The organism is Novosphingobium sp. FKTRR1 (assembly GCF_020404405.1).
Taxonomy (GTDB): Bacteria; Pseudomonadota; Alphaproteobacteria; order Sphingomonadales; family Sphingomonadaceae; genus Novosphingobium.
This window is the reverse complement of sequence record NZ_JAIZDA010000008.1, coordinates 47,870-67,073: the sequence shown is the minus strand read 5'-3', so window position 1 is coordinate 67,073 and position 19,204 is coordinate 47,870. Positions and strand designations below refer to the sequence as shown.

At 66.2% G+C, this 19,204-nt stretch carries 16 protein-coding genes; 3 read left to right on the top strand and 13 right to left on the bottom strand.

Going from position 1 to position 19,204, the window contains the following annotated elements; all coding sequences use genetic code 11:
* Positions 1-16: 16 nt before the first annotated feature.
* Both LDN95_RS09875 and LDN95_RS09870 read right to left on the bottom strand, forming a co-directional pair.
* Complete coding sequence (locus tag LDN95_RS09875; protein WP_226017507.1) at positions 17-487, bottom strand: NUDIX domain-containing protein; 471 nt, start codon at positions 485-487, stop codon at positions 17-19.
* Positions 484-756 carry a BolA family transcriptional regulator gene (locus LDN95_RS09870; protein WP_226017506.1) on the bottom strand — a complete coding sequence of 91 codons (273 nt, stop codon included), beginning with the start codon at positions 754-756 and terminating at the stop codon, positions 484-486. The genes LDN95_RS09875 and LDN95_RS09870 overlap by 4 nt, the downstream gene beginning before the upstream one ends.
* 68 nt (positions 757-824) lie before the next feature.
* Between LDN95_RS09870 and LDN95_RS09865 the strand changes: the two genes are divergently transcribed.
* On the top strand, positions 825-1,418 hold the full coding sequence (locus tag LDN95_RS09865) for a J domain-containing protein (RefSeq protein ID WP_226017505.1): 594 nt from the start codon (positions 825-827) through the stop codon (positions 1,416-1,418).
* A gap of 57 nt (positions 1,419-1,475) precedes the next feature.
* Here LDN95_RS09865 and LDN95_RS09860 read toward each other — a convergent pair whose 3' ends face one another.
* From LDN95_RS09860 to LDN95_RS09835, 6 genes are all read right to left on the bottom strand, one after another.
* Entirely contained in the window at positions 1,476-2,828 is a 1,353-nt protein-coding gene (locus LDN95_RS09860) for an LLM class flavin-dependent oxidoreductase (RefSeq protein ID WP_226017504.1), read from the bottom strand.
* A gap of 394 nt (positions 2,829-3,222) precedes the next feature.
* Positions 3,223-4,272, bottom strand: a complete 1,050-nt coding sequence (locus LDN95_RS09855; RefSeq protein ID WP_226017503.1) for an NADP(H)-dependent aldo-keto reductase — start codon at positions 4,270-4,272, stop codon at positions 3,223-3,225.
* A 94-nt stretch (positions 4,273-4,366) separates the two neighbouring features.
* Positions 4,367-5,872, bottom strand: a complete 1,506-nt coding sequence (locus LDN95_RS09850) for a hypothetical protein (RefSeq protein ID WP_226017502.1) — start codon at positions 5,870-5,872, stop codon at positions 4,367-4,369.
* A 36-nt stretch (positions 5,873-5,908) separates the two neighbouring features.
* Positions 5,909-7,054: an LLM class flavin-dependent oxidoreductase gene (locus LDN95_RS09845; RefSeq protein ID WP_226017501.1), complete on the bottom strand. Its 1,146-nt coding sequence runs from the start codon at positions 7,052-7,054 to the stop codon at positions 5,909-5,911.
* Between the two features lie 30 nt (positions 7,055-7,084).
* Positions 7,085-8,230 (bottom strand): alkene reductase, encoded by a 1,146-nt coding sequence (locus LDN95_RS09840; RefSeq protein WP_226017500.1) that lies wholly within the window; start codon positions 8,228-8,230, stop codon positions 7,085-7,087.
* Positions 8,231-8,315: 85 nt separating this feature from the next.
* Positions 8,316-9,266 (bottom strand): aliphatic sulfonate ABC transporter substrate-binding protein, encoded by a 951-nt coding sequence (locus tag LDN95_RS09835; protein WP_226017499.1) that lies wholly within the window; start codon positions 9,264-9,266, stop codon positions 8,316-8,318.
* Positions 9,267-9,477: 211 nt separating this feature from the next.
* On the opposite strand from LDN95_RS09835, the gene LDN95_RS09830 reads away from it, so the two are divergent.
* A complete protein-coding gene (locus LDN95_RS09830; RefSeq protein ID WP_226017498.1) occupies positions 9,478-10,416 on the top strand; it encodes an aliphatic sulfonate ABC transporter substrate-binding protein in 939 nt (312 codons plus the stop codon).
* Here LDN95_RS09830 and LDN95_RS09825 read toward each other — a convergent pair.
* The 4 genes from LDN95_RS09825 to LDN95_RS09810 are packed head-to-tail and all read right to left on the bottom strand — an operon-like array spanning position 10,413 to position 15,833.
* Positions 10,413-10,790: a cytochrome c family protein gene (locus tag LDN95_RS09825; RefSeq protein WP_226017497.1), complete on the bottom strand. Its 378-nt coding sequence runs from the start codon at positions 10,788-10,790 to the stop codon at positions 10,413-10,415. The two genes, LDN95_RS09830 and LDN95_RS09825, sit on opposite strands and share 4 nt — an antisense overlap.
* Positions 10,787-12,562 carry a GMC family oxidoreductase gene (locus tag LDN95_RS09820; RefSeq protein WP_226017496.1) on the bottom strand — a complete coding sequence of 592 codons (1,776 nt, stop codon included), beginning with the start codon at positions 12,560-12,562 and terminating at the stop codon, positions 10,787-10,789. Before LDN95_RS09820 ends, LDN95_RS09825 begins: the two co-directional genes overlap by 4 nt.
* Positions 12,559-13,296 (bottom strand): gluconate 2-dehydrogenase subunit 3 family protein, encoded by a 738-nt coding sequence (locus tag LDN95_RS09815; RefSeq protein WP_226017495.1) that lies wholly within the window; start codon positions 13,294-13,296, stop codon positions 12,559-12,561. The genes LDN95_RS09820 and LDN95_RS09815 overlap by 4 nt, the downstream gene beginning before the upstream one ends.
* Positions 13,296-15,833 (bottom strand): TonB-dependent receptor domain-containing protein, encoded by a 2,538-nt coding sequence (locus LDN95_RS09810; RefSeq protein ID WP_226017494.1) that lies wholly within the window; start codon positions 15,831-15,833, stop codon positions 13,296-13,298. The genes LDN95_RS09815 and LDN95_RS09810 overlap by 1 nt, the downstream gene beginning before the upstream one ends.
* Positions 15,834-16,089: 256 nt before the next feature.
* On the opposite strand from LDN95_RS09810, the gene LDN95_RS09805 reads away from it, so the two are divergent.
* On the top strand, positions 16,090-18,372 hold the full coding sequence (locus LDN95_RS09805) for a molybdopterin-dependent oxidoreductase (protein WP_226017493.1): 2,283 nt from the start codon (positions 16,090-16,092) through the stop codon (positions 18,370-18,372).
* An 18-nt stretch (positions 18,373-18,390) separates the two neighbouring features.
* Here the strand turns inward: LDN95_RS09805 and LDN95_RS09800 are convergent, their stop codons facing one another.
* Positions 18,391-19,197, bottom strand: a complete 807-nt coding sequence (locus LDN95_RS09800; protein WP_226017492.1) for a MetQ/NlpA family ABC transporter substrate-binding protein — start codon at positions 19,195-19,197, stop codon at positions 18,391-18,393.
* Between the last annotated feature and the right edge of the window lie 7 nt (positions 19,198-19,204).

The window sequence follows — 19,204 nt, the reverse complement described above, 5'->3', positions numbered from 1 at the left end:
GGCTTTACGCGTTCCCTCAAGCCGGAGCGGTGCTGTCGAGCAGCGCCAGCAGCGTGTCGGGAAAGATCGGTTCGGGCCAGTCGGCCAGTTCGGCGCGGGTGAACCAGCGGTGCTGCATCTGCATTGCCCGCTCCAGATCGGTCCAGCCGTCCGCCGTCACCTCAAGCTGGTCGACCGTGACGCGATAGAACCGCTCGTCCGAGGTAACCGGCTCGTTTTCCAGCGTGATGAAGTCATCGGCCCGGCGCGCGATTTCGGGCCCGCAATCGGTGTCGAGCCCGGTCTCCTCGCGCAGTTCGCGGCGGGCGGCGGCGGCAAAGTCCTCACCCGGATCGCATTCACCACCCGGCGCGCACCAGAAGGCGCGGCGCGCGGGCGGGGCATAGCGGAACAGCAGCAGCCGCCCTTGCGCATCGGTCAGCAGGATGCGCGCCGCCCGGCGTATCCTGCGCTTGGCGTTTGCAGCAGCAGCGGGCAGGGCGTTCACTCGCCGGGCGCCCGCGCCTTGATCGCGAGCGCGTGGACCCGCTGGCCGGGAATGTCGCCGAGCGCGGCGATCACCTGCCGCTGGCGGTTCAGCCGCGATACCCCGGCAAAGGCGGATGCCTCGATCTCGACGGTGAAGTGCGATTCGCCCGAGCCGTCGTGCCCGGCGTGGCCATGGTGGCTGGCGCTGTCGTTGATCACCTCCAGCCGGGTGGGTTGGAACGCTGCGGAGAGTTTTTCCGCTATCTCTTGGGCAATGGGTCCGGTCATGCCTTTCATCCTAGCGCATCAGGGGCCATGTGACAGCCCAATGAGTCACACCCGATGAGTATCGTCTGTTGAGTTCTGATCGCTTTCATGGCCGCATCGGCGGCAGCGGCCGCCTGTGCAGCGCCCCCGGGTGTGACCAGCCGGGCGAATTCCGCGCGCCCGGCGTGCGCCCGCCGGGCTTCGACGGACCGGGCGAGTACCGCTGGTTCTGTCTGGATCATATTCGCCAGTTCAACGCCGGGTACGATTTCTTCAAGGGCATGACGCAAGAGCAGATCATGGCCGCGCAATCGCCGCTGTCGGGCTGGGAGACGCAGACCCGCGCCTTTCGTCCCGACGCCGGGATCGACCAGGCGCCGCGCTGGGCCGACTTCAACGATCCGCTGGAGGCCATCGCCCGGCGCGCGCGGGCCCGGCGCGAGGACCATCACCGCAACGCCGATGCCGCCCGGCGCGGGCTCAACCCCGCCGACCGCCGCGCCTACGACGTGCTGGGGCTGGGCTTCGACGCCGATCGCAAGGTGCTGCGTCAGCGCTATTCCGAACTGGTTCGCCGCTATCACCCGGACCGCAATGGCGGCGACCGCAGCCATGAAGCCCGGCTGCAGGAAGTGGTCGATGCCTACAACCACTTGCGCAAGCATGGGGCGTTCGGGGGGTAGCAGCCACCCCCCGCCCCCCACACAAACCCTTGCGCACCATGGCGACGCGATCGGTGCTTACTCGGCTGCCTCGTCAACCTGCCGATCCGTGAAGAACCGGTTGGCCGGGCGCGGCAGGCCGAGGTGGTCGCGCAAGGTCGTGCCTTCGTACTCCTTGCGGAAGATGCCCCGGCGCTGCAGTTCCGGGATCACTTGTGTCGCAAAGTCGTCAAGCCCGCCGGGCAGCCACGGGAACATCATGTTGAACCCGTCGCTGGCCCGTTCTTCGAGCCAGGTCTCCATCTCGTCGGCAATCGTCTTTGGCGTTCCGACAAAGGCGAGCCCGGCAAAACTGCCCGCCTTGGCCGCGAGCTGGCGGATCGACAGGTTGTCGCGCCGGGCAAGTTCGATCGTCCGGTCGCGGCTGCTCTTGCTGGCATTGCTTTCAGGGATCTCCGGCAGCGGTCCATCCGGATCGAAGCCGGAAACGTCGTAATCCAGCATGATCGAAAGCGAGCGAATCCCGCTGTCGTAATGCACCAGACTGTCGAGATGGGCGCGCTTGGCCTGCGCCTCTTCCACCGTGTCGCCCACCACCACGAATGCGGCAGGCAGGATCTTGAGATGATCGGGATCGCGACCGATCGCGCGCATTCGGCCCTTCACGTCGGCGTAGAATGCCTTGCCGCCCGCCAGCGTCTGTTCCGACCCGAAGATCACTTCGGCGGTTTCGGCGGCGAGTTGCCGACCGGGCTCGGATGCACCGGCCTGCACGATCACCGGCCAGCCCTGAACCGGCCGGGCGATGTTGAGCGGCCCGCGGACCGACAGCGATGGGCCCTTGTGGTTGAGGACGTGAAGCTTGGCGGGATCGAAATAGATCCCTGCATCCACATCGCGGACAAAGGCATCGTCATCCCAGCTATCCCACAGGCCGGTCACCACGTCGTAGAACTCGCGCGCGCGGGCATAGCGCGTCTCGTGCGCCAGATGCTGGTCGCTGCCGAAATTGTGCGAGGTTTCGGGGTTGCCGGTGGTCACGATGTTCCACCCGGCGCGGCCTGCGCTGAGGTGGTCGAGCGAGGCGAACCGCCGCGCGATATGATACGGTTCCTCATACGTCGTGGAAGCGGTCGCGACGAGGCCGATCCGCTCGGTCACCATGGCGAGCGCCGACAGCAACGTGAACGGCTCGAACGAGGTCACCGTATGGCTGCGCTTGAGCGCATCGATCGGCATGTTCAGCACGGCAAGATGATCCGCCATGAAAAACGCATCGAACTTGGCCGCCTCAAGCGTCTGGGCGAGGCGCTTGATGTGCGCGAGGTTGAAGTTGGCGTCGGGCCATGCGCCGGGATAGCGCCACGCGCCGGTATGGATCGAGACCGGGCGCATGAACGCGCCAAGATGAAGTTGACGGGAACGGGTCACGGCATGAACCTTTGCAAGATCGGGAAACCGATGGTCGATGCGACTTGAGCGACGGCTGTCGCAGCCGCCTGTCGTTGACCGTCAGTATGGGTATCGCCCGGACCATCTGCAACGCGGGGTACCGACCCGGCGAAACGGGCGGTTGCGCGACGCGCCTTCGATCAGGCGGTTGGTCCGTTGGCAACGCAGGGTCCGTCCGTGACTTGAATGGACCTTTTAAAGCAATGAAATATAGAAAATATTTCGATGGTGGATGCCGGATTCAGCCGAGGCCCGCCAGTCGGTCTTTGCGGATGCATGGCCTCATCCGCTCGCAGCGGCAGGCCCATATTTGACTTGCGCATATGGGCCTGCCGATTTCTCATCGATGTGGTCGCCCGATGGGGGCGTTCGTTTACGGGCAGGGGTCGGGCAGGATCCGGTTCACGGCCTCGATTGCGGCCAATGCTTCATCGGGCAAGGTCACGTCGATGCTGGCGATGGCGGTTCGCAACTGCTCGGGCGAAGTCGCGCCGATGATGTTGGACGTCACGAACGGGCGCGAATTGACGAAAGCCAGCGCCAGCGTGGCCGGATCGAGCCCGAACGCGTGGGCGATGGCGACGTAGCGCGCGCTCGCTTCGGGCTGTTGCGGCGAGTCATAGCGCACGAACTGGCTGGCCACGGCGCGCCGCGATCCGGCCGGGATCACCCCGCCCAGATACTTCCCCGTCAGGTTGCCGCTGGCGAGCGGTGAATAGGCCAGCAGGCTGACATCCTCACGCAGCGAAAACTCGGAAAGACCGGCCTCGAACTGGCGGTTGAGCAGGCTGTAGGCGTTCTGGATCGAGGCGATCCGTGCCTGCGCCTGGTCGCGCGACAGCCGCAGATATTCGGCCACACCCCATGCCGTTTCGTTCGAAACGCCGACGTGGCGCACTTTTCCGGCCTTGACCGGATCGGTCAGCGCATCGAGCGTTTCGGCGATGGGCACCGTGCCTTCGGGATCGGCAAGCTCGGTCAATCCGCGCGCGCCGAACGAGGGAACTTTGCGGTCGGGCCAGTGCACTTGATAGAGGTCGATGTAGTCGGTTTGCAGCCGCTTCAGGCTGGCATCGACGGCCAGCTCGATGTTGCGCCGGTCCAGATGGTTGTTCCCGCCGCGAAACTGCCGGACAGGATCGCGCGAAGGTCCGGCGACTTTGGTGGCCAGAATGAAGTCGTCGCGCTTGCCCCGTCCGGCGATCCAGCTGCCGATGTATTCCTCGGTCTTGCCGGTGGTTTCGGCCGAAACCGGGGTGACCGGATAGCCCTCGGCGGTGTCGATGAAGTTGACCCCTTGCGCCAGCGCGTAATCGAGCTGGGCGTGGGCCTCGGCCTCGGTGTTCTGCGAGCCCCAGGTCATGGTGCCAAGGCAGATCACGCTGACGTCAAGCCCGGTACGGCCAAGTTTGCGATAGAGCATTGTGCAAGTTCTCCCTGTTGTTCCGGGTTCCGACTGTCCGTCGGTATTCGCGCGCCCGCAGACAATCGCAAGCAGCGCGCGCCTGCTGCGACGTTCAGATCGGTGTCGTCTTACCCTGTGGCGACGAAATGTGACCGATGTAGCCGCGCAGGCGGGCGAGGAACGCCGCGCGGTTTTGATCGTCGAGGTAGAACATGTGTCCCCCGGGATAGCTGGCGATCTGGGTTCGGCCTTGCGGCAGGTGCATCCATTCCACCAGATAGCGATCGGCACCGTAAGAGCCGACGGCATCGAACAGCCCTCCTGCAACCAGCAAGGTCGCGCCGTTGTGCGCCAGCAAGGCCGCGAGCCTCGCAGCCATCGCCGGACTGCCCGGCGGGGGCGCCTGCGGGCCATAACGCCAGCCGTGCAGGATCGCGCCATCGAACAGGACATAGGCACCGTGATCGATCGGCGAGCGGGCAAGATTCTGCGTCTCGCGCACCGATTGCCGGGCCAGCGCGGTCATCACCGGCAGCAACGGTGCGAGCGAAGGATCCTGCCAGCCCTCGACCGGATCGACCGGCGCGGGCAAGCGGCTGTCATAGCGGCCAAGCACCATCGCCCGGTCGGCCAGCGCGATCTGGCGATAGCGGTCGCGGCTGAGCGACAGGTCGGGTCCGGCAAATTCCTGTTCGGGAACGCCCGTCATTCTGGCCAGAGCCGGACGCATCGCCCCGGTTCTTGCGGCTGCCGCATAGTTGTCCATGGCAAAGCGCCATGCCTGCTGCGCGCACGCGACCGGATCAGCCTGATCGACGCCGGCACGGCCGAAGTAGCAGGCGGTCGCCGCCATTGTCGGCAAGGCGATGGCGGTGGCCAATTTGGCATCGTGCTGCCTGACGCCGAATTCGGACAGCACGGTTTGTGAAATCAGCACCATCCCGGCCACGCGTACTTGCGGATGCGCGCGTTCCAGCGCTTCGCCCACCGCGATGGCGCGCTCGGTGCCATAGCTTTCGCCCATCAGGATGACTGGCGCGGCAAGGCGATCGTGCTTGGCCATCCAGGCGGCAATGGCGCGGGCCAGATAATCGCCGTCCGCCTGCCATTCGCGCACGCGCGATGCAGCTACGTCCGAGCCTGTCCGGCTGAAACCGGTGCCCAGCGGATCGACGAACAGGATGTCGGCCAGCGACCACAGGCCATCGCGGTTCGGCTCCAGCCTGCCTGCAGGTTGCTGGCCCGCGACTTGTTCGTTGGGCGCTGGCAGGACAACGTGCTGCGGGCCCAGCAAGCCCAGTTGCAGCCATGCCGATCCCGCACCCGGACCGCCGTTGAACACGACCAGCAGCGGTCGGTCCACATGGTCACGGCCCGCACCCGAACCGGACTTTGCGACCGGTGCCAGCAACGAAGGCATCACCAGCGTGCCAAGGGCGCTGCCGTCCGCATCGCGCGCGGTGATCAGATCGATGCCGACGCGCGGCGGCGCCATGGTGCTCGCGCTGGTCCGGCGAGCGTTCTGTGACGAAAGCCCGTCCGCCATCACATGAAGCGGCGCGATCCACAGTGCCAGCAGGATGCCAAGAGCGCTCAGCGCTCGCTTGCAGGCGGTCATGGACAGGACAACGCGCGGAGCAGGCATCAGCGCAACTTAACCGGCCTGACCCGATCGGGCCCTGCTTTCCGGCCGCCCCGCATCGGCGTCGCGCGTCGCCACGGCGGCGCGGACCAGCGGTATCAGGTCGCGGCCATATTCGATGGCATCCTCGAACGGATCGAAGCCCCGGATCAGGAAATTGTCGATGCCGATGTCGTAATAGTCGAGCAGGCTTTCGGCGACTTGCTCTGCCGTGCCGACCAGCGCGGTCGAATTGCCACTGCCCCCGGTCAGCGCGGCGATCTCGGTCCACAAGCGCTTGTCGCGCACCCGGCCCCCGGCAGCGGCGGCAAGCAGGCGTTGCGACCCGACGTTGGGTATCGCGCCATCGGCATTGCGGAACAGTTGCACCGGAAAGGCGCCCTCCGCCTTGGCCCGCTGCGCCCTGGCTGCCGCGAGAATCCGGTCGGCACGCGCCCATGCCTCGTCCTCGGTACGGGCCAGAACGGGGCGCAGCGACAGGCTGAAGCCGATCTTGTCCGCCCGGCCGTGCTGCGCGGCGGCGGCGCGGACACGGGCGATGGTTTCGGCGGTCTGCTCCAGCGTCTCGCCCCACAAGGCAAAGACATCGGCATGCTTGCCCGCGACCGCGATCGCCTCGTCCGACGATCCGCCGAAAAAGACCGGCAAGTGCGGTTGCTGCACCGGCTTGACCGCGGCAAAGCTCTGGCGGACCTGATAATAGGGGCCATCGTGGTCGAACGGCGCGGGCGCGGTCCAGGTCCGCTTCACCACGTCGAGGTAATCGTCGGTGCGGGCGTAGCGTTCGGCCTTGGTCAGGAAATCGCCGTCGCGCTGCTGTTCGGCATCCGATCCGCCGCTGATGATGTGTACTGCCAGCCTGCCATCGATGAACTGGTCGAGCGTCGCCAATTGGCGCGCGGCCAGCGTCGGCGCGACGAAACCGGGGCGATGGGCGAGCAGGAACTTGAGGTTTTCGGTCTGCTGGGCGGCATAGGCGGCGATCTGGAAGCCGTCCGGGGCGGTGCTGAAATAACCGATCAGCACGCGGTCGAACCCTGCCGCTTCATGCGCGCGAGCGATGGCGCCCAGATAGACCTTGTCGACCACGGGGCCACGCGACGGGCGGCTTTCCGAGCCGCCGTTGGTGCCGATGGCACCGATGAACTGAACTGGCATGGGATGCTCCTGAAAAGTCTTGAGGGCGGGTCAGGCAGGCTCGGCCAATGCCTGTGCGCCAACCCGTGCCTGTGCCTGTGCCCGCGCCTGTGCCTGTGCCAGCGTCGGGTAGTCGGTGTATCCGTGCGCGCCGCCGCTGTACCAGGTGGCCTCGTCCTGCGGATTGAGCACGGGTTCGGGCAGAGCGAACCGCTCCACCAGATCGGGGTTGGCGATGTACAGGCGGCCAAAGGCGACGAAATCCGCGCGCCCTTCGTCGATGGCGCGCGCCGCGCTGTCGCGGTCGAATTCGCCAGCGAGAATGAACGGGCCGCTGAAGGCCTCTTTCAGCCGTGCGGCAATCTTGCGGTCGGCCGGGGTAGCGTCGGGTTCGATCACATGCAGATAGGCAATGTTGCGCTGGCCCAGCAACGCGGCAAGGTAAGGGTAGATGACAGGCACGTCGCTGCTGCCCGGCCCATCGACGGTGAAGTGCGGCGACAGCCGGATGCCAACGCTGTCCGACCCGAAGATGGCGATGGCCGAATCGACCAGTTGCAGCAGCAGGCGCACGCGGTTGGCCAGCGTTCCGCCATAGCCATCGCCGCGCTGGTTGGCATCGTCGCGCACGAATTGTTCGATCAGGAAGCCGTTGGCGGCGTGCAGTTCCACGCCATCGAACCCGGCGGCCAGCGCATTGGTGAACGCCAGTTCGAACTCATCGCGCAACCCCGCGATCTCGCCCAGCCGCAGCGCGCGCGGTACCGGAAATGGCTTGGGCCCGGTGGGTGTGGGCCCGGTGGGTGTGGGCAGCGTGCCGGTGGCGGCGATGGCCGACGGTGCTACCGGCAACTGGCCACCGGGCAGGCGATCGGGATCGGCCTTGCGACCAAGGTGAAACAGTTGCTGGAAGATCCGCCCGCCCTTGGCATGGACGGCATCGGTCACCCGGCGCCATGCCGCAACCTGCCCGGCGGTGTGGATCGCGCCAGTTCCCGCCCGGCTGACCGTGCCCGCAGAGATGTGCGTGGCTTCGGCAATGATCAGCCCGGCACTGGCGCGCTGGGCATAGTATTCGATGGACAGGTCACCGGGTTCGCGGGTTTCCGCATCGTTGCGCGCGCGGCCCAGCGGCGCCATCACGATACGATTGGGCACTGTCAGTCGGCCAAGCCGACCCGGTTCGAAAAGTCCCATGAAAGCCACTCCTTGCTATTGCCCGCAAGGCTATGGGCGGCTGCGCGGCGCGACAAACGAGTTCGGGCCCGTGCCGCTTCAGCGTTCATGATAGATTGGCGCTGTTCCAGACCACCTTGCTGACATCGACCCGCGCCGGGATCAGGCCAAGTTCGGCATAGAGATCGGCGTTGGCCTGCTGGCGGCGCAGCACATCCGGCCCGACCGGCCCCGCGCCGAAATCGCCACGCCGCAAGCCGATGCGCACGATGTGGTCGGGAAGGCCCGAAAGCCGCGCGCAGATGGCCACGGATTCGTCGACGTGGTCGCGCGCCCAGTCCGCCGTCGCGCGCAAGCCCGCCAGAACCGCGCGCACATCGGCAACCTTGGTGGTCACGGCCTTTTGCGTGCCGATGAAGAAGGCATCGCTGGGGGGTAATCGATCGCCGGTGATCAGTGCCCGCGCGCCCGATTTTTCCACCGTCAGCGCATAGAACGGATCCCAGATCGACCAAGCATCGATGGCTCCGGCCGAAAAGGCACCCGCAGCGTCGGCGGGTGGCAGGTTCACCGCGGTGATGTCGGCAAACGTCAGGCCTGCCTGGCGTAGCGCCTTGGCCAGCACCAGATGGGCGGAAGATGCCTTGGTAAAGGCCACCTTGCGCCCCTTGAGGTCGGCCAGGGTGCGCACCGGCGATTCTTTGGGCACCAGAATGGCCGAGCTCTTGCCGCTGACCGGTTCTGCCGCGATGTAAACCACCGGTGACCCCGCCGCCTGGGCAAAGATCATCGGGCTTTCACCGACCGCGCCGACATCCACGCTGCCTGCCGCCATCGCTTCGAGCATTGGCGGACCGGACGGAAACTCGATCCACTGCGCCGGTTGCCGACCTGCGGCGGTCAGGGTGGCATCCACCGTCCCGCGCGCCTTGGCCAGCAGCAGCAGGCCGTTCTTCTGGTAGCCGATCACGATTGGCCCTGCGGAGCCGCCGCGTGTGCAAGCCGTCAGCGCCAAGGCGCCGCCGCCAGCCAGCATTCCCCGTCGCGACAGCTCCACGGCCACTCTCCTGCAGATAACTCTACTTGATGGGTGGACTATTTGCCGAAGCGCGGGAAGGGAAGCAAGCGCGCACCCCGTTGCAGGCCGGGGCTATGAGCGATTGCAATGATTCGCGCGGCCAAACTTGATGGTTCCGCCCCTCCAGCGTGGCAAGTCTTGCGGGCAAACGCCGTTCGAACGTCCGTATGAAGGATCCTTTATGTTGCCGATGCCCCGTCGTCAGTTTCTGGGCCGGTTTGTGGCCGGATCCGGGCTGGCGCTGGTTGCCGCCTGTTCGCGCAGGGCAGCGGATGGCGACGTGCTGCGGGTGGGTGACCAGCGCGGCGGGCAGCGGGTGGTGCTGGCGGCGACCGGCGTGCTCGATCACTTGCCCTACAAAGTCGAATGGTCGGCCTTTCCCAACGCGGCGCCGCTGCTTGAGGCATTGAGCATCGGGGCGATCGACACCGGTTATGGCGGGGATGCGGCGTTCATCTTTGCGCTTGGTTCGGGCGCGCAGATCAAGGTCATCGGCGCGCAAAAGCATACCGGGCCGGGGCCGGTGGTGGTGGTGCGCGGGGATTCACCGGTGCGCAGCCTTGACCAGTTGGCGGGCTTGCGCATCGCCACGCCGCGCGGATCGATCGCGCACAATCTGGTGCTCGCTGCGCTCGAGGCGGCGGGCAAGCCGTTGGATGCGGTCGATTTCGCCTTCCTGTCGCCGCACGATGGCGAAGCCGCGTTGAAGGGCGGTTCGGTCGATGCATGGGCGATCTGGGATCCCAACGCGACGGTTGCCACCAAGCAGGGGGCGCGCATCCTGCCCGGCGGCGAAGGGCTGGTGCCCGCCTACACGCTTGAATTCGCCAGCCAGAACGCGATTGCGGGCAAGCGCGCGCTGCTCAAGGATTTCAGCGACAAGCTCTATGATGGCTGGCGCTGGGCCGCCGCGCACCCGGACGCGCACGCCGCGCTGATGGAAAAGGAAACCGGCCTGTCCGCTGCGATCTGGCAAGAGACGGCGCGCCGTTCGCTGCGCCCGCCGGTGCCGATCACCCCGGAACTGATCGCGGCCGAGCAGCAGACCGCCGACCGCTATGTGCGCGCCGGATTGCTACCGGCGAAGATCGACGTGGCGCCGGGCTTCGACACCTCGTTCCACAGCTAGCGCGGCTTGGCTGGCGACTGCGCGGCCAGATAGGCGACGATCCGGTCGGCGGCCTCAGGACTTGCGCCCGAATAGGGCATGCGGTTGCCGGGCACGACGGCTTGCGGATCGATCAGCCAGTCGCGCAAGTTCTGCGCGTTCCAGGTCAATCCGCTGCGCTTGAGCGGGCCGGAATAGCGGTAGCCGGGCACGGTTCCTGCCACCCGCCCGACCACGCCGGTCAGGTCCGGGCCAAGCGCATCGGGCTTGTCATTGTGACAGGCGGCGCAATCGGCGAATTCTGCGGGTGCCGCTGGTTGCGGTGGAGCGGCTCGGATCGCTCCTGCGCCATTCGCGAGCAGAGCCAGCAGCGTCGGCAGCAGCGCCCGCTTCATGCCGCCACCAGCGCGCCGGGCCCCTTAAGGTACTGGTGGATGATCGCGTCGGTCGCCCAATAGGCCAGCGCGCCAACGGTGCCGGTGGGGTTGTAGCTGGTGTTCTGCGGGAACACCGAGGCACCAAGGATGAACAGGTTGTGCGCGTCCCAGCTTTGCAGGTGGCGGTTGACCACGCTGCCGCGCGGATCGCTGCCCATGATCGTGCCTCCGGTATTGTGGGTGGATTGATAGGGTACGACGTGGAAATTGCCACGCCGCAGCGCCGGTTCGGAGACGATGGTGGCGTCCATCGCCTTGGCAATGCGGGTCAATTGCTCGGCCGAATGCGCGGCCAGTCGCTGGTCGTTCTCGCGGAAGTTGTAGGTCATGCGCAGCAGCGGGTGGCCCAGCGCGTCGCGATAGGTGGGATCAAGGTCCAGATAGTTTTCGCGGTGGGCATAGTTCGCGCCCGATGCGCCGATGCCAAAGCTGCGGTTGTACCACTGCGCCGTCGCCTGCTTCCACGCCGATCCCCAGCGCGGCGTGCCCGGCGGCACCGGGCGGTGCTGGATCGGTCGCCCGCCGCCGCTGGTCACGCCGATGGTCGAGCCACCAAAGAAGCCGAGGCCCGCGTGGTCGAAGTTGTCGCCGTTGAATTCGTCGATGTTGGTGCCCAGCGCGCCTGCACCCATGAAGGGATTGAACGCGCCATCCTTGAAGAACACCTGCACCCCGGCGCCGGTCTGGTAGCAATAGTTGCGCCCCACCGCACCGTGCCCGGTGGCCGGGTCATAGGGCGTGCCGATGCCCGAGGTCAGCATCAGCAGGGTGTTGGTGAAGACATATCCGCCCAGAATGACCAGCCCCGCTTCCTGTTCGAACACCTCGCCGCTGCGGGTATCGACATAGCGCACCGCCGTCACCCGCTTCGCATGGCGGTCGAACACCAGGTCGCGGACATAGGAATTGGTGCGCAAGCTGAAGCGCTGGTCGGCCAGCAGCGCCGGGAACAGGGTGGTGTTGGGACTGGCCTTGGCATTGACCTCGCAGCCGAAGCGCTCGCAATGCCCGCAATAGGCGCAGGCGCCCAGCGTCGCCCCTTCGGCATTGGTATAGGCGCGGCTGGAATTGCTGGCGGGCAGCGGGAACGGCTTGTAGCCCAGCTTTTCGGAGGCGGCGGCAAAAATGTCACCGGCGGCGGTGCGTACCAGTGGCGGGTTGGGAAACTCGCTGGTGCGCGCGCCTTCGAACGGATTGCCGCCCGCGATCACCCGCCCGCCGATGTTCCCGGCTTTGCCCGAAACGCCGCACAGTTTCTCGAACCGGTCGTAATAGGGCTCGATCTCGTCCCATTCGATGCCGAAGTCGCCGATGGTCATCTCGGCCGGGATCGCGCCCTTGCCATAGCGCTGGGTGATGTGGCGGCGCGGGTTGAGGTCATAGGGCAGGTAGCGCCAGTGCATGCCGTTCCAGTGCGATCCGGCGCCACCGGTGCCGGTGCCCGGCGTGAACGCACCGAAGCGCCGCATCGGCAAGGCTGCTTCGCCGCGCGCGTGGCGCATCGTCACCGTCTCGACCGAGGAATCCTGAAACAGTTCCTGCCGGATCGCATAGCGCAGTTCGTCGCGAATACCCGGCAACACGAAATCCTCGCCCGGCGTGCGCAAGGGTCCGCGCTCCAGCCCTACCACCGACAGCCCGGCGCGGGTCAGTTCGCGCGCGGCAATGGCGCCGGTCCAGCCCACCCCGATGACCACGACGTCGACGGGCTTCAGGCGGGTAACGCTCACAGGAAGTCCTCGATCGATTTGGGAGCGGGGTGGAACGGCTGACCCTTGGCGCGCACCACCGCATTGGCGTAAGTCGCGGGCAGGCCGGGGTAGCCGACCATCTTCCAGCCCGCCTTGTCGCGGTTGCCGCCATAGATCGGATCGGCCAGAAAACCCTCGATGGTGATCGCCAGCAGCGCCTCGAAGAAATCGCGCGGGGAAAGCTCGCCAAGATCGGCTTCACCACGCTCCAGCCGGTGCAGCGCTGCCTCGCGGGTGGGCTGGTCGAGCGCAGCCAGCGGACGCCCGAAGCCGGTGCGCGCCCACAGGTCCACCGCGGCAATCCCGGCGGCAAAGTACTCGCGCGGGGTCAGCGGCAGTTGATAGCCATGCTCGGGCTTGCCCTTGACGAATGGCCCGCTGCGATAGAGCCGCGCCCCGCCACCCCAGGCTCCCGCCAGTTGCCGGTCGATGAACACGACCACGCCAAGGTCGCTCGCCGAGGGCGACAGCGCGTCGGCCGGGATCAGGGTATCGACCGCAGCGGTCAGGAACTCTGCTTCCGCCGGGCTGAGCGTCAGGAACGCCTGAGGTCTGGCGGCCGGGCCTGTTTCGGCTGGGGGTGCGGATGGGCCCGCAGCGGCGCGCGCGGCGACCGGAGGCAAGGCTCCGGTCGCCGTTGCCACAAATGCGGCGGACAGGAGTTCGCGCCGCTTTACGCCCCCAGTTGCGTCAGCCTCCCGTCCGCCCGCCATCAGAACGACAACCCGATACGGCCATAGTAATAGCCGCCACTGGGTGCGAACGGCGATGGGCCATAGACGAAGCCCGACGAGCCGGTATTGGGATCGCCCAGTTCCGGATAGGCATCGGGCCGGACCGCGAACACGTTGGCCGCGCCGAATGACAGTTTGGCAAAGCGGGACACGTTCAGGCCCACGTCGATGTCGGTGATCCACTTGGCGCCATAGACGCGATCCTGCGTTTCCAACTGCGAGCGCCAGTAAGTCAGCTTGCCATAACGCGTGGTCTGCACATTGATCTCGAACGGCTTGATCGACCAGTTGGCCGAGACCACCAGCTTGGTCTTGGGATTGCCGACCGACAGTTCCCCCTGCCGGTCACGCCCGAAGAACACGAAACCGCTGCGCAGCGTGCCCAGCGCCGCAGGCGTGTCGGCAAGGCGGCGGATCGCGGTCTCGTTGTAGTTGAACGATGCCGAGAGGTTGAGCTTGCCCAGATCGCCGAAGTTGTGCCGCGCTTCGACCACCACGTCGACCCCACGGCTGCGGGTGTCGAGCGCATTGGCGAAGTAGGTGACGAATTCGGTGCCGGTATAGCCGTTGGCGATCAGCGCGGCCGTCACGTTCGCCCCGGCCAGGTTGCTGCTGCGGATGATGCGGTTCTTGACCGTCACCTGATAGCCGTCAGCCGTGATCGAGAAGCTGGGGCTGATCTCCCAGACCGCGCCGATCCCGAAGTTGACCGACTTTTCGGGTTTGAGGTCGGCTGCACCAAGCGCGCGGGCCAGCGGCGAGGTGTTGAGCGCCAGCACCGACAGCGAGGGCACGATCACGCCGCCGACGATGGCGGTGCGGTTGTCGGTCTGGGCATAACCGATCTGCGAAAGCGACGGCGCACGAAAGCCCGTCCCCACCGTTCCGCGCAGCGCGAAGTGGTCGGTGATGTCGAAGCGGGTGTTGAACTTGCCGCCCACCGTGGTGCCCGATGCGTCGCTGTAGTGCTCGACGCGGCCCGCCGCACCGATATACCATTGATCGAGCGGATAGATGCCCAGATCGACATAGCCTGCCAGCACGTTGCGGCTGATGTTCGCCTGCTCTCCGGGGCGGATGGTGAACGAGGATTGCGCGCCGACAAGTGCGAGCTGGCCGAGGTTGGGATCGTCGAGCTGGTCGCCCGCCTTGTAGACATAGCCGCCATTGCGATAGCCGTCGGCATCGCCCGCCAGCGTCTTGAACTGGTCGCGGCGGTATTCGGCACCAAGCGAAACCTGCAAGGGCTTGGCCAGCCCGACGTCGAGCGCCTTGGTGACGTCGGCATTGGTGGTCCACTGGTCGAAGATGTAGGTCGCCAGATTGTCGAAGTGCGTCGGCCCCGTCGGTCCGAGCGAGGGGTTGAGCGTCAGGTCGCTGGAATGGTGCGCGCGGTTGCGGCCATACGTCGTGGAAAGATCCCATTTCCAACCGCCAGCATCGCCATCGGCGCCGACGACGACCTGATAGTCGTTTTCGGCGATGTTGTTGACCGGGTGATAGCCATTGGGGAACAGCACGTCGAAGCTGGCCTTGCTGTTTTCGCGGCGCACGTTGTTGCCCGCCGCGCTTTCGCGGTGGCCATACGTGCCGAACGAGTACAGCGTTGTGCTGTCCGAGATCGGCAGGCGCGCGTTGTAGGCGATGTTCCAGGCGTTGATCTTGGGGTCGCCGTTATGGGCGCCGTCCTTGTTCCATGCGGCGTTCTTGGCCTGCGCCGCGGCGCTGGGTGCGGTGGGCGAACCGTAGAAGGCAAGGTTGGTGGCCGGGAAATTCCACCAGGCCTGCCCGCGATGACGCACATCGCCGCTGACATGCAGGAAGCCGCCATTGCCCAGTTTGAAGCCTGCGTCGGCCTGCGCCTTCCAGCTTTGCAGGCTGCCATTGCCTTCATACAGGCTGCCGCCGGTAACCGAGGCGTTGACGCCGTGGTCGCTGTCATTGAGCTTGACGTTGACCACACCGGCCACCGCGTCCGAACCGTACTGCGCGGCGGCGCTGTCCTTGAGCACCTGGATCGTGCCGACCAGACCCGCCGGGATCAGGTCGTAATCGACCGGGTTGACGCCGCTGTTGTCGCCCGAACCGGCGGTGATCGAAGCGCTGTTGTGGCGGCGTTTGCCGTTGACCAGCACCAGCGTATAGGCCGGGCCAAGACCGCGATTGGTGATCGGACGGACGATCGAGGTCACGCCCGCCTGATTGGTCACGAAGTTGAACGAAGGCAGCAGCTTGGTCAGCGCCTCACCGAATTCGGCGCGACCGATCGAATTGACCTGATCGCCGCGCAGCACATCGATCGGCGCCGGGCTCTTGGTGATCGAGCGCAACTCGACGCCGCGCAGTCCGGTGACGACGATGGCCCCGCCATCGCTGTCGGCAGGCGCGGCCGCATCGGCAGGTGCAGTGGCTTCCGGCGCGGCAGCAGGTGCTTCGGCGGCATGGACGGCGACGCTCTGGGCAAGGGCGCCAAGCGCCACGCCTGCCAGAACGGCAAGGTTCCGGTTCAGTTTCACGATTTCCCCCACGTAAAGTGCGCGGGGACCAATGCGTGATTGCTCCATTGTGGGGTTATCGCGCATTGCTCAACCGCATATCGCGATACTTGATGTGACGGCGTAAGTGACTTTAATTACGTGCGAATATCGAGGTATGGGAAATGCTTCAGCCTATATTGGCAATGATCGATCGCCATTTTGGTTGCGCGCAGCGGCAGTTTTTAGGCATCCCGTCCCTGCAGTTCCTCATGATCACCATTCGAAAGGCAGTCGCTTGACGGATCGCACATACTCGGCCGCGCACTGGGGCATTTACGAGGTCGAGCGGGGTGACCGCACGGACCAACCGGTGCTGCGGCCGTTGCGGGCAGATCCCGATCCGACGCGCATCGGGCTGGATCAGCTTGCGCCTGAGGTGGCGGGCTTGCGCATCGCCCGGCCCGCTGTCCGTCGCGGCTGGCTGGATGGGCGCAACCGGACCGGCCGGGGGGACGAACCGTTCGTCGAGGTCGGCTGGGATGAAGCGCTCGACCTTGTCGCCGGTGAAATCGCCCGTGTGCGGGCAGATCATGGCAATGCCGCGATTTTTGCCGGATCGTACGGCTGGGCCAGTGCGGGACGGTTCCACCATGCGCAAAGCCAGTTGCACCGGTTCTACAACACGATCGGCGGCTATGTGCGCAGCGTCGACAGCTACAGTCTGGGCGCGGGGCGGGTGCTGATGCCGCACATCGCGGCGGACATGGACACCTCCAACGCCTCGCACACCAGTTGGCCGGTGCTGGCCGAGCACTGCACGCTGTTCGTCTCGTTCGGCGGGGTGCCGTTGAAGAACGCGCAAGTCTCGTCCAGCGGGGCGGGGCGTCACCGCGTGCGCGATGGACTGCACTCGCTGGCCCGTGCGGGCGTGCGGATCGTCAACATCGGTCCGGTGGGCGACAATTTCGAGGCGGGCGAGGGGGTGGAATGGGTGCCCTTGCGACCCAATACCGACACCGCGATGATGCTGGCGCTGGCCCATGCCGTGCTGCACGATCCACGCTTCGATCGCGGCTTCATCGACAGCCACACCGTCGGCTTCGACCGTTTCGTGCCTTACCTCACCGGGCAGAGCGATGGGGTGGCCAAGACCGCCGAATGGGCCGAGCCGATCACCGGGGTTCCGGCGCAAGTGACGCGCGATCTGGCGGCGGCCATGCTCGCCAACCGCACGATGCTGAACGCGTCATGGGCCTTGCAGCGCGCTGCGCATGGCGAGCAGCCGTTCTGGGCGCTGGTGACGCTGGCGGCGATGCTGGGGCAGATCGGCCTGCCCGGCGGCGGCTACGGCCTCGGCTATGGCGCGATGAACCTGATGGGCAGCGCGCATGTGAAAATCCCCGGCCCGGTCTTCCCGCAAGGGCGCAATCCGGTGGCCGACTTCATCCCCTGTGCGCGGCTGGCCGACATGCTGCTGCACCCCGGTGAGCCGTTTCGCTACAACGGCGGGCACTACCGCTATCCCGATATCCGGCTGGTGCATTGGGCGGGGGGCAATCCGTTCCACCATCATCAGGATCTCAACCGCCTGCGCCGGGCATGGGCCCGGCCCGAAACCATCGTGGTGCAGGAACAGTACTGGAATGCGGCGGCGCGCCATGCCGACATCGTGCTGCCGGCCACCATCGCGCTGGAGCGCAACGACATCGGCTTTGCCACGCGCGAAGGGTACTACATCGCGATGAAGCAGGCGGTGCCGGTGCAGGGCGAGGCGCGCGACGACCACGTCATCCTTGCCGGACTGGCCGAGCGACTGGGCACGGCGCAGGCCTTTGCCGAAGGGCGCGGCGAAATGGACTGGCTGCGCCACATCTACACCACCAACCGCGCGGCAGTGGCGGCACAAGGCATCGACCTGCCCGAATTCGATGCATTCTGGCAGCAGGGCCTGATCGACCTGTCCACCCACGACGAACCGTTCGACATGCATGCCGCCTTCCGCGCCGATCCGCAGGCCAACCCGCTGCGCACGCCGTCGGGCAAGCTGGAGCTCTTCTCCGAACGCATCGCCGGGTTCGCGCTCGACGATTGCCCCGGCCACGCGGTGTGGCGCGAACCGTTCGAGTGGCTGGGCGCGCCGCAAGCGCGGCATCATCCGCTGCACCTGATTTCCGACCAGCCAGCACGGCGCCTGCACAGCCAGCTCGATCCTTCGCCATGGAGCCGCGCGGGAAAAGTGCACGGGCGCGAAGGCGTGCACCTCAACCCCGCCGATGCGGCTGCGCGCGGCATTGGCGAGGGTGACGTGGTCGAACTGTTCAACGACCGCGGCCGCTGCCTGGCCGGAGCCGTGCTCAACCCCGCGATCATGCCCGGCGTGGCGCGGCTATCGACCGGGGCATGGTACGACCCCGATGGCGATCTTGACCGGCACGGCAACCCCAACGTGCTGACGCTCGACCGCGGGGCATCGGCGCTGTCGCAAGGGTGCAGCGCGCACACGTGCCTGATCGAGGCGCGGCGTTGGGAGGGCGACGTCCCGCCAGTGCGCGCCTTCGATCCGCCGATCCTGGGTTAGCCTGCCACCGACAGGCGGTCAGAACACCGGCAGCACCGCGCCCTTGTAGCGTTCGGCCATGAACTTGCGGACATCGTCGCTTTTCAGCACCGCGATCAGCTTCTTGACGCGCGGATCGGCTTCGGCGCCCGGCTTGCCCACTACGAAGTTGACATAGGGCGATCTGCTGTCCTCGACCGCCAACGCATCGCGCACCGGATTGAGCTTGGCATCAAGCGCATAGTTGGTGTTGATGAGGGCCAGATCGACCTCACCCAGCGTGCGCGGCAGCGTGGCCGATTCGAGTTCGCGGAACACCAGCTTGCGCGGATTGCCGATTACATCGTGCACGCTGGACAGCGGGTATGCCGGGTTCTTCAACTGCACCAACCCGGCCTTTTGCAGCAACAGCAGCGCGCGGCCACCGTTGCTCGGCTCGTTGGGGATCGCCACCGTTGCACCGACCGGCAGATCGGCAAGCGACTTCCACCGGCGGGAATAAGCGCCCAGCGGTTCGATGTGGATCCCCGCGATCGGTTGCAGATGCGTGCCGCGCGCCTTGTTGAACTCATCGAGATAGGGGCCGGTCTGGAAATAGTTGACGTCGATCTGGCCCTGATCGACCTGCAGATTGGGTTGTACGTAATCGTTGAACACCCGGATATCGAGGTTCACGCCCTGCTTGGCTAGTTCGGGTTTGATATGTTCGAGGATTTCGGCGTGCGGTACGGCGGTTGCCGCGATGGTCAGCACCTGACCCGATGATCCGCCCGATCCGGAACCACCATGGCCACAGGCGGCCAGCAGCAGAACGGCGCCAAATGTCAGAAAAGCGCGACGCTTCATGGATTTC

Bases quoted from the DNA above. Each gene is read 5' to 3' on its own strand.
- LDN95_RS09815 (WP_226017495.1), bottom strand. From the start codon at position 13,296: ATGGCGGGCGGACGGGAGGCTGACGCAACTGGGGGCGTAAAGCGGCGC.
- LDN95_RS09840 (WP_226017500.1), bottom strand. From the start codon at position 8,230: ATGGGACTTTTCGAACCGGGTCGGCTTGGCCGACTGACAGTGCCCAAT.
- LDN95_RS09830 (WP_226017498.1), top strand. From the start codon at position 9,478: ATGCCCCGTCGTCAGTTTCTGGGCCGGTTTGTGGCCGGATCCGGGCTG.
- LDN95_RS09845 (WP_226017501.1), bottom strand. From the start codon at position 7,054: ATGCCAGTTCAGTTCATCGGTGCCATCGGCACCAACGGCGGCTCGGAA.
- LDN95_RS09870 (WP_226017506.1), bottom strand. From the start codon at position 756: ATGACCGGACCCATTGCCCAAGAGATAGCGGAAAAACTCTCCGCAGCG.
- LDN95_RS09825 (WP_226017497.1), bottom strand. From the start codon at position 10,790: ATGAAGCGGGCGCTGCTGCCGACGCTGCTGGCTCTGCTCGCGAATGGC.
- LDN95_RS09850 (WP_226017502.1), bottom strand. From the start codon at position 5,872: ATGACCGCCTGCAAGCGAGCGCTGAGCGCTCTTGGCATCCTGCTGGCA.
- LDN95_RS09800 (WP_226017492.1), bottom strand. From the start codon at position 19,197: ATGAAGCGTCGCGCTTTTCTGACATTTGGCGCCGTTCTGCTGCTGGCC.
- LDN95_RS09855 (WP_226017503.1), bottom strand. From the start codon at position 4,272: ATGCTCTATCGCAAACTTGGCCGTACCGGGCTTGACGTCAGCGTGATC.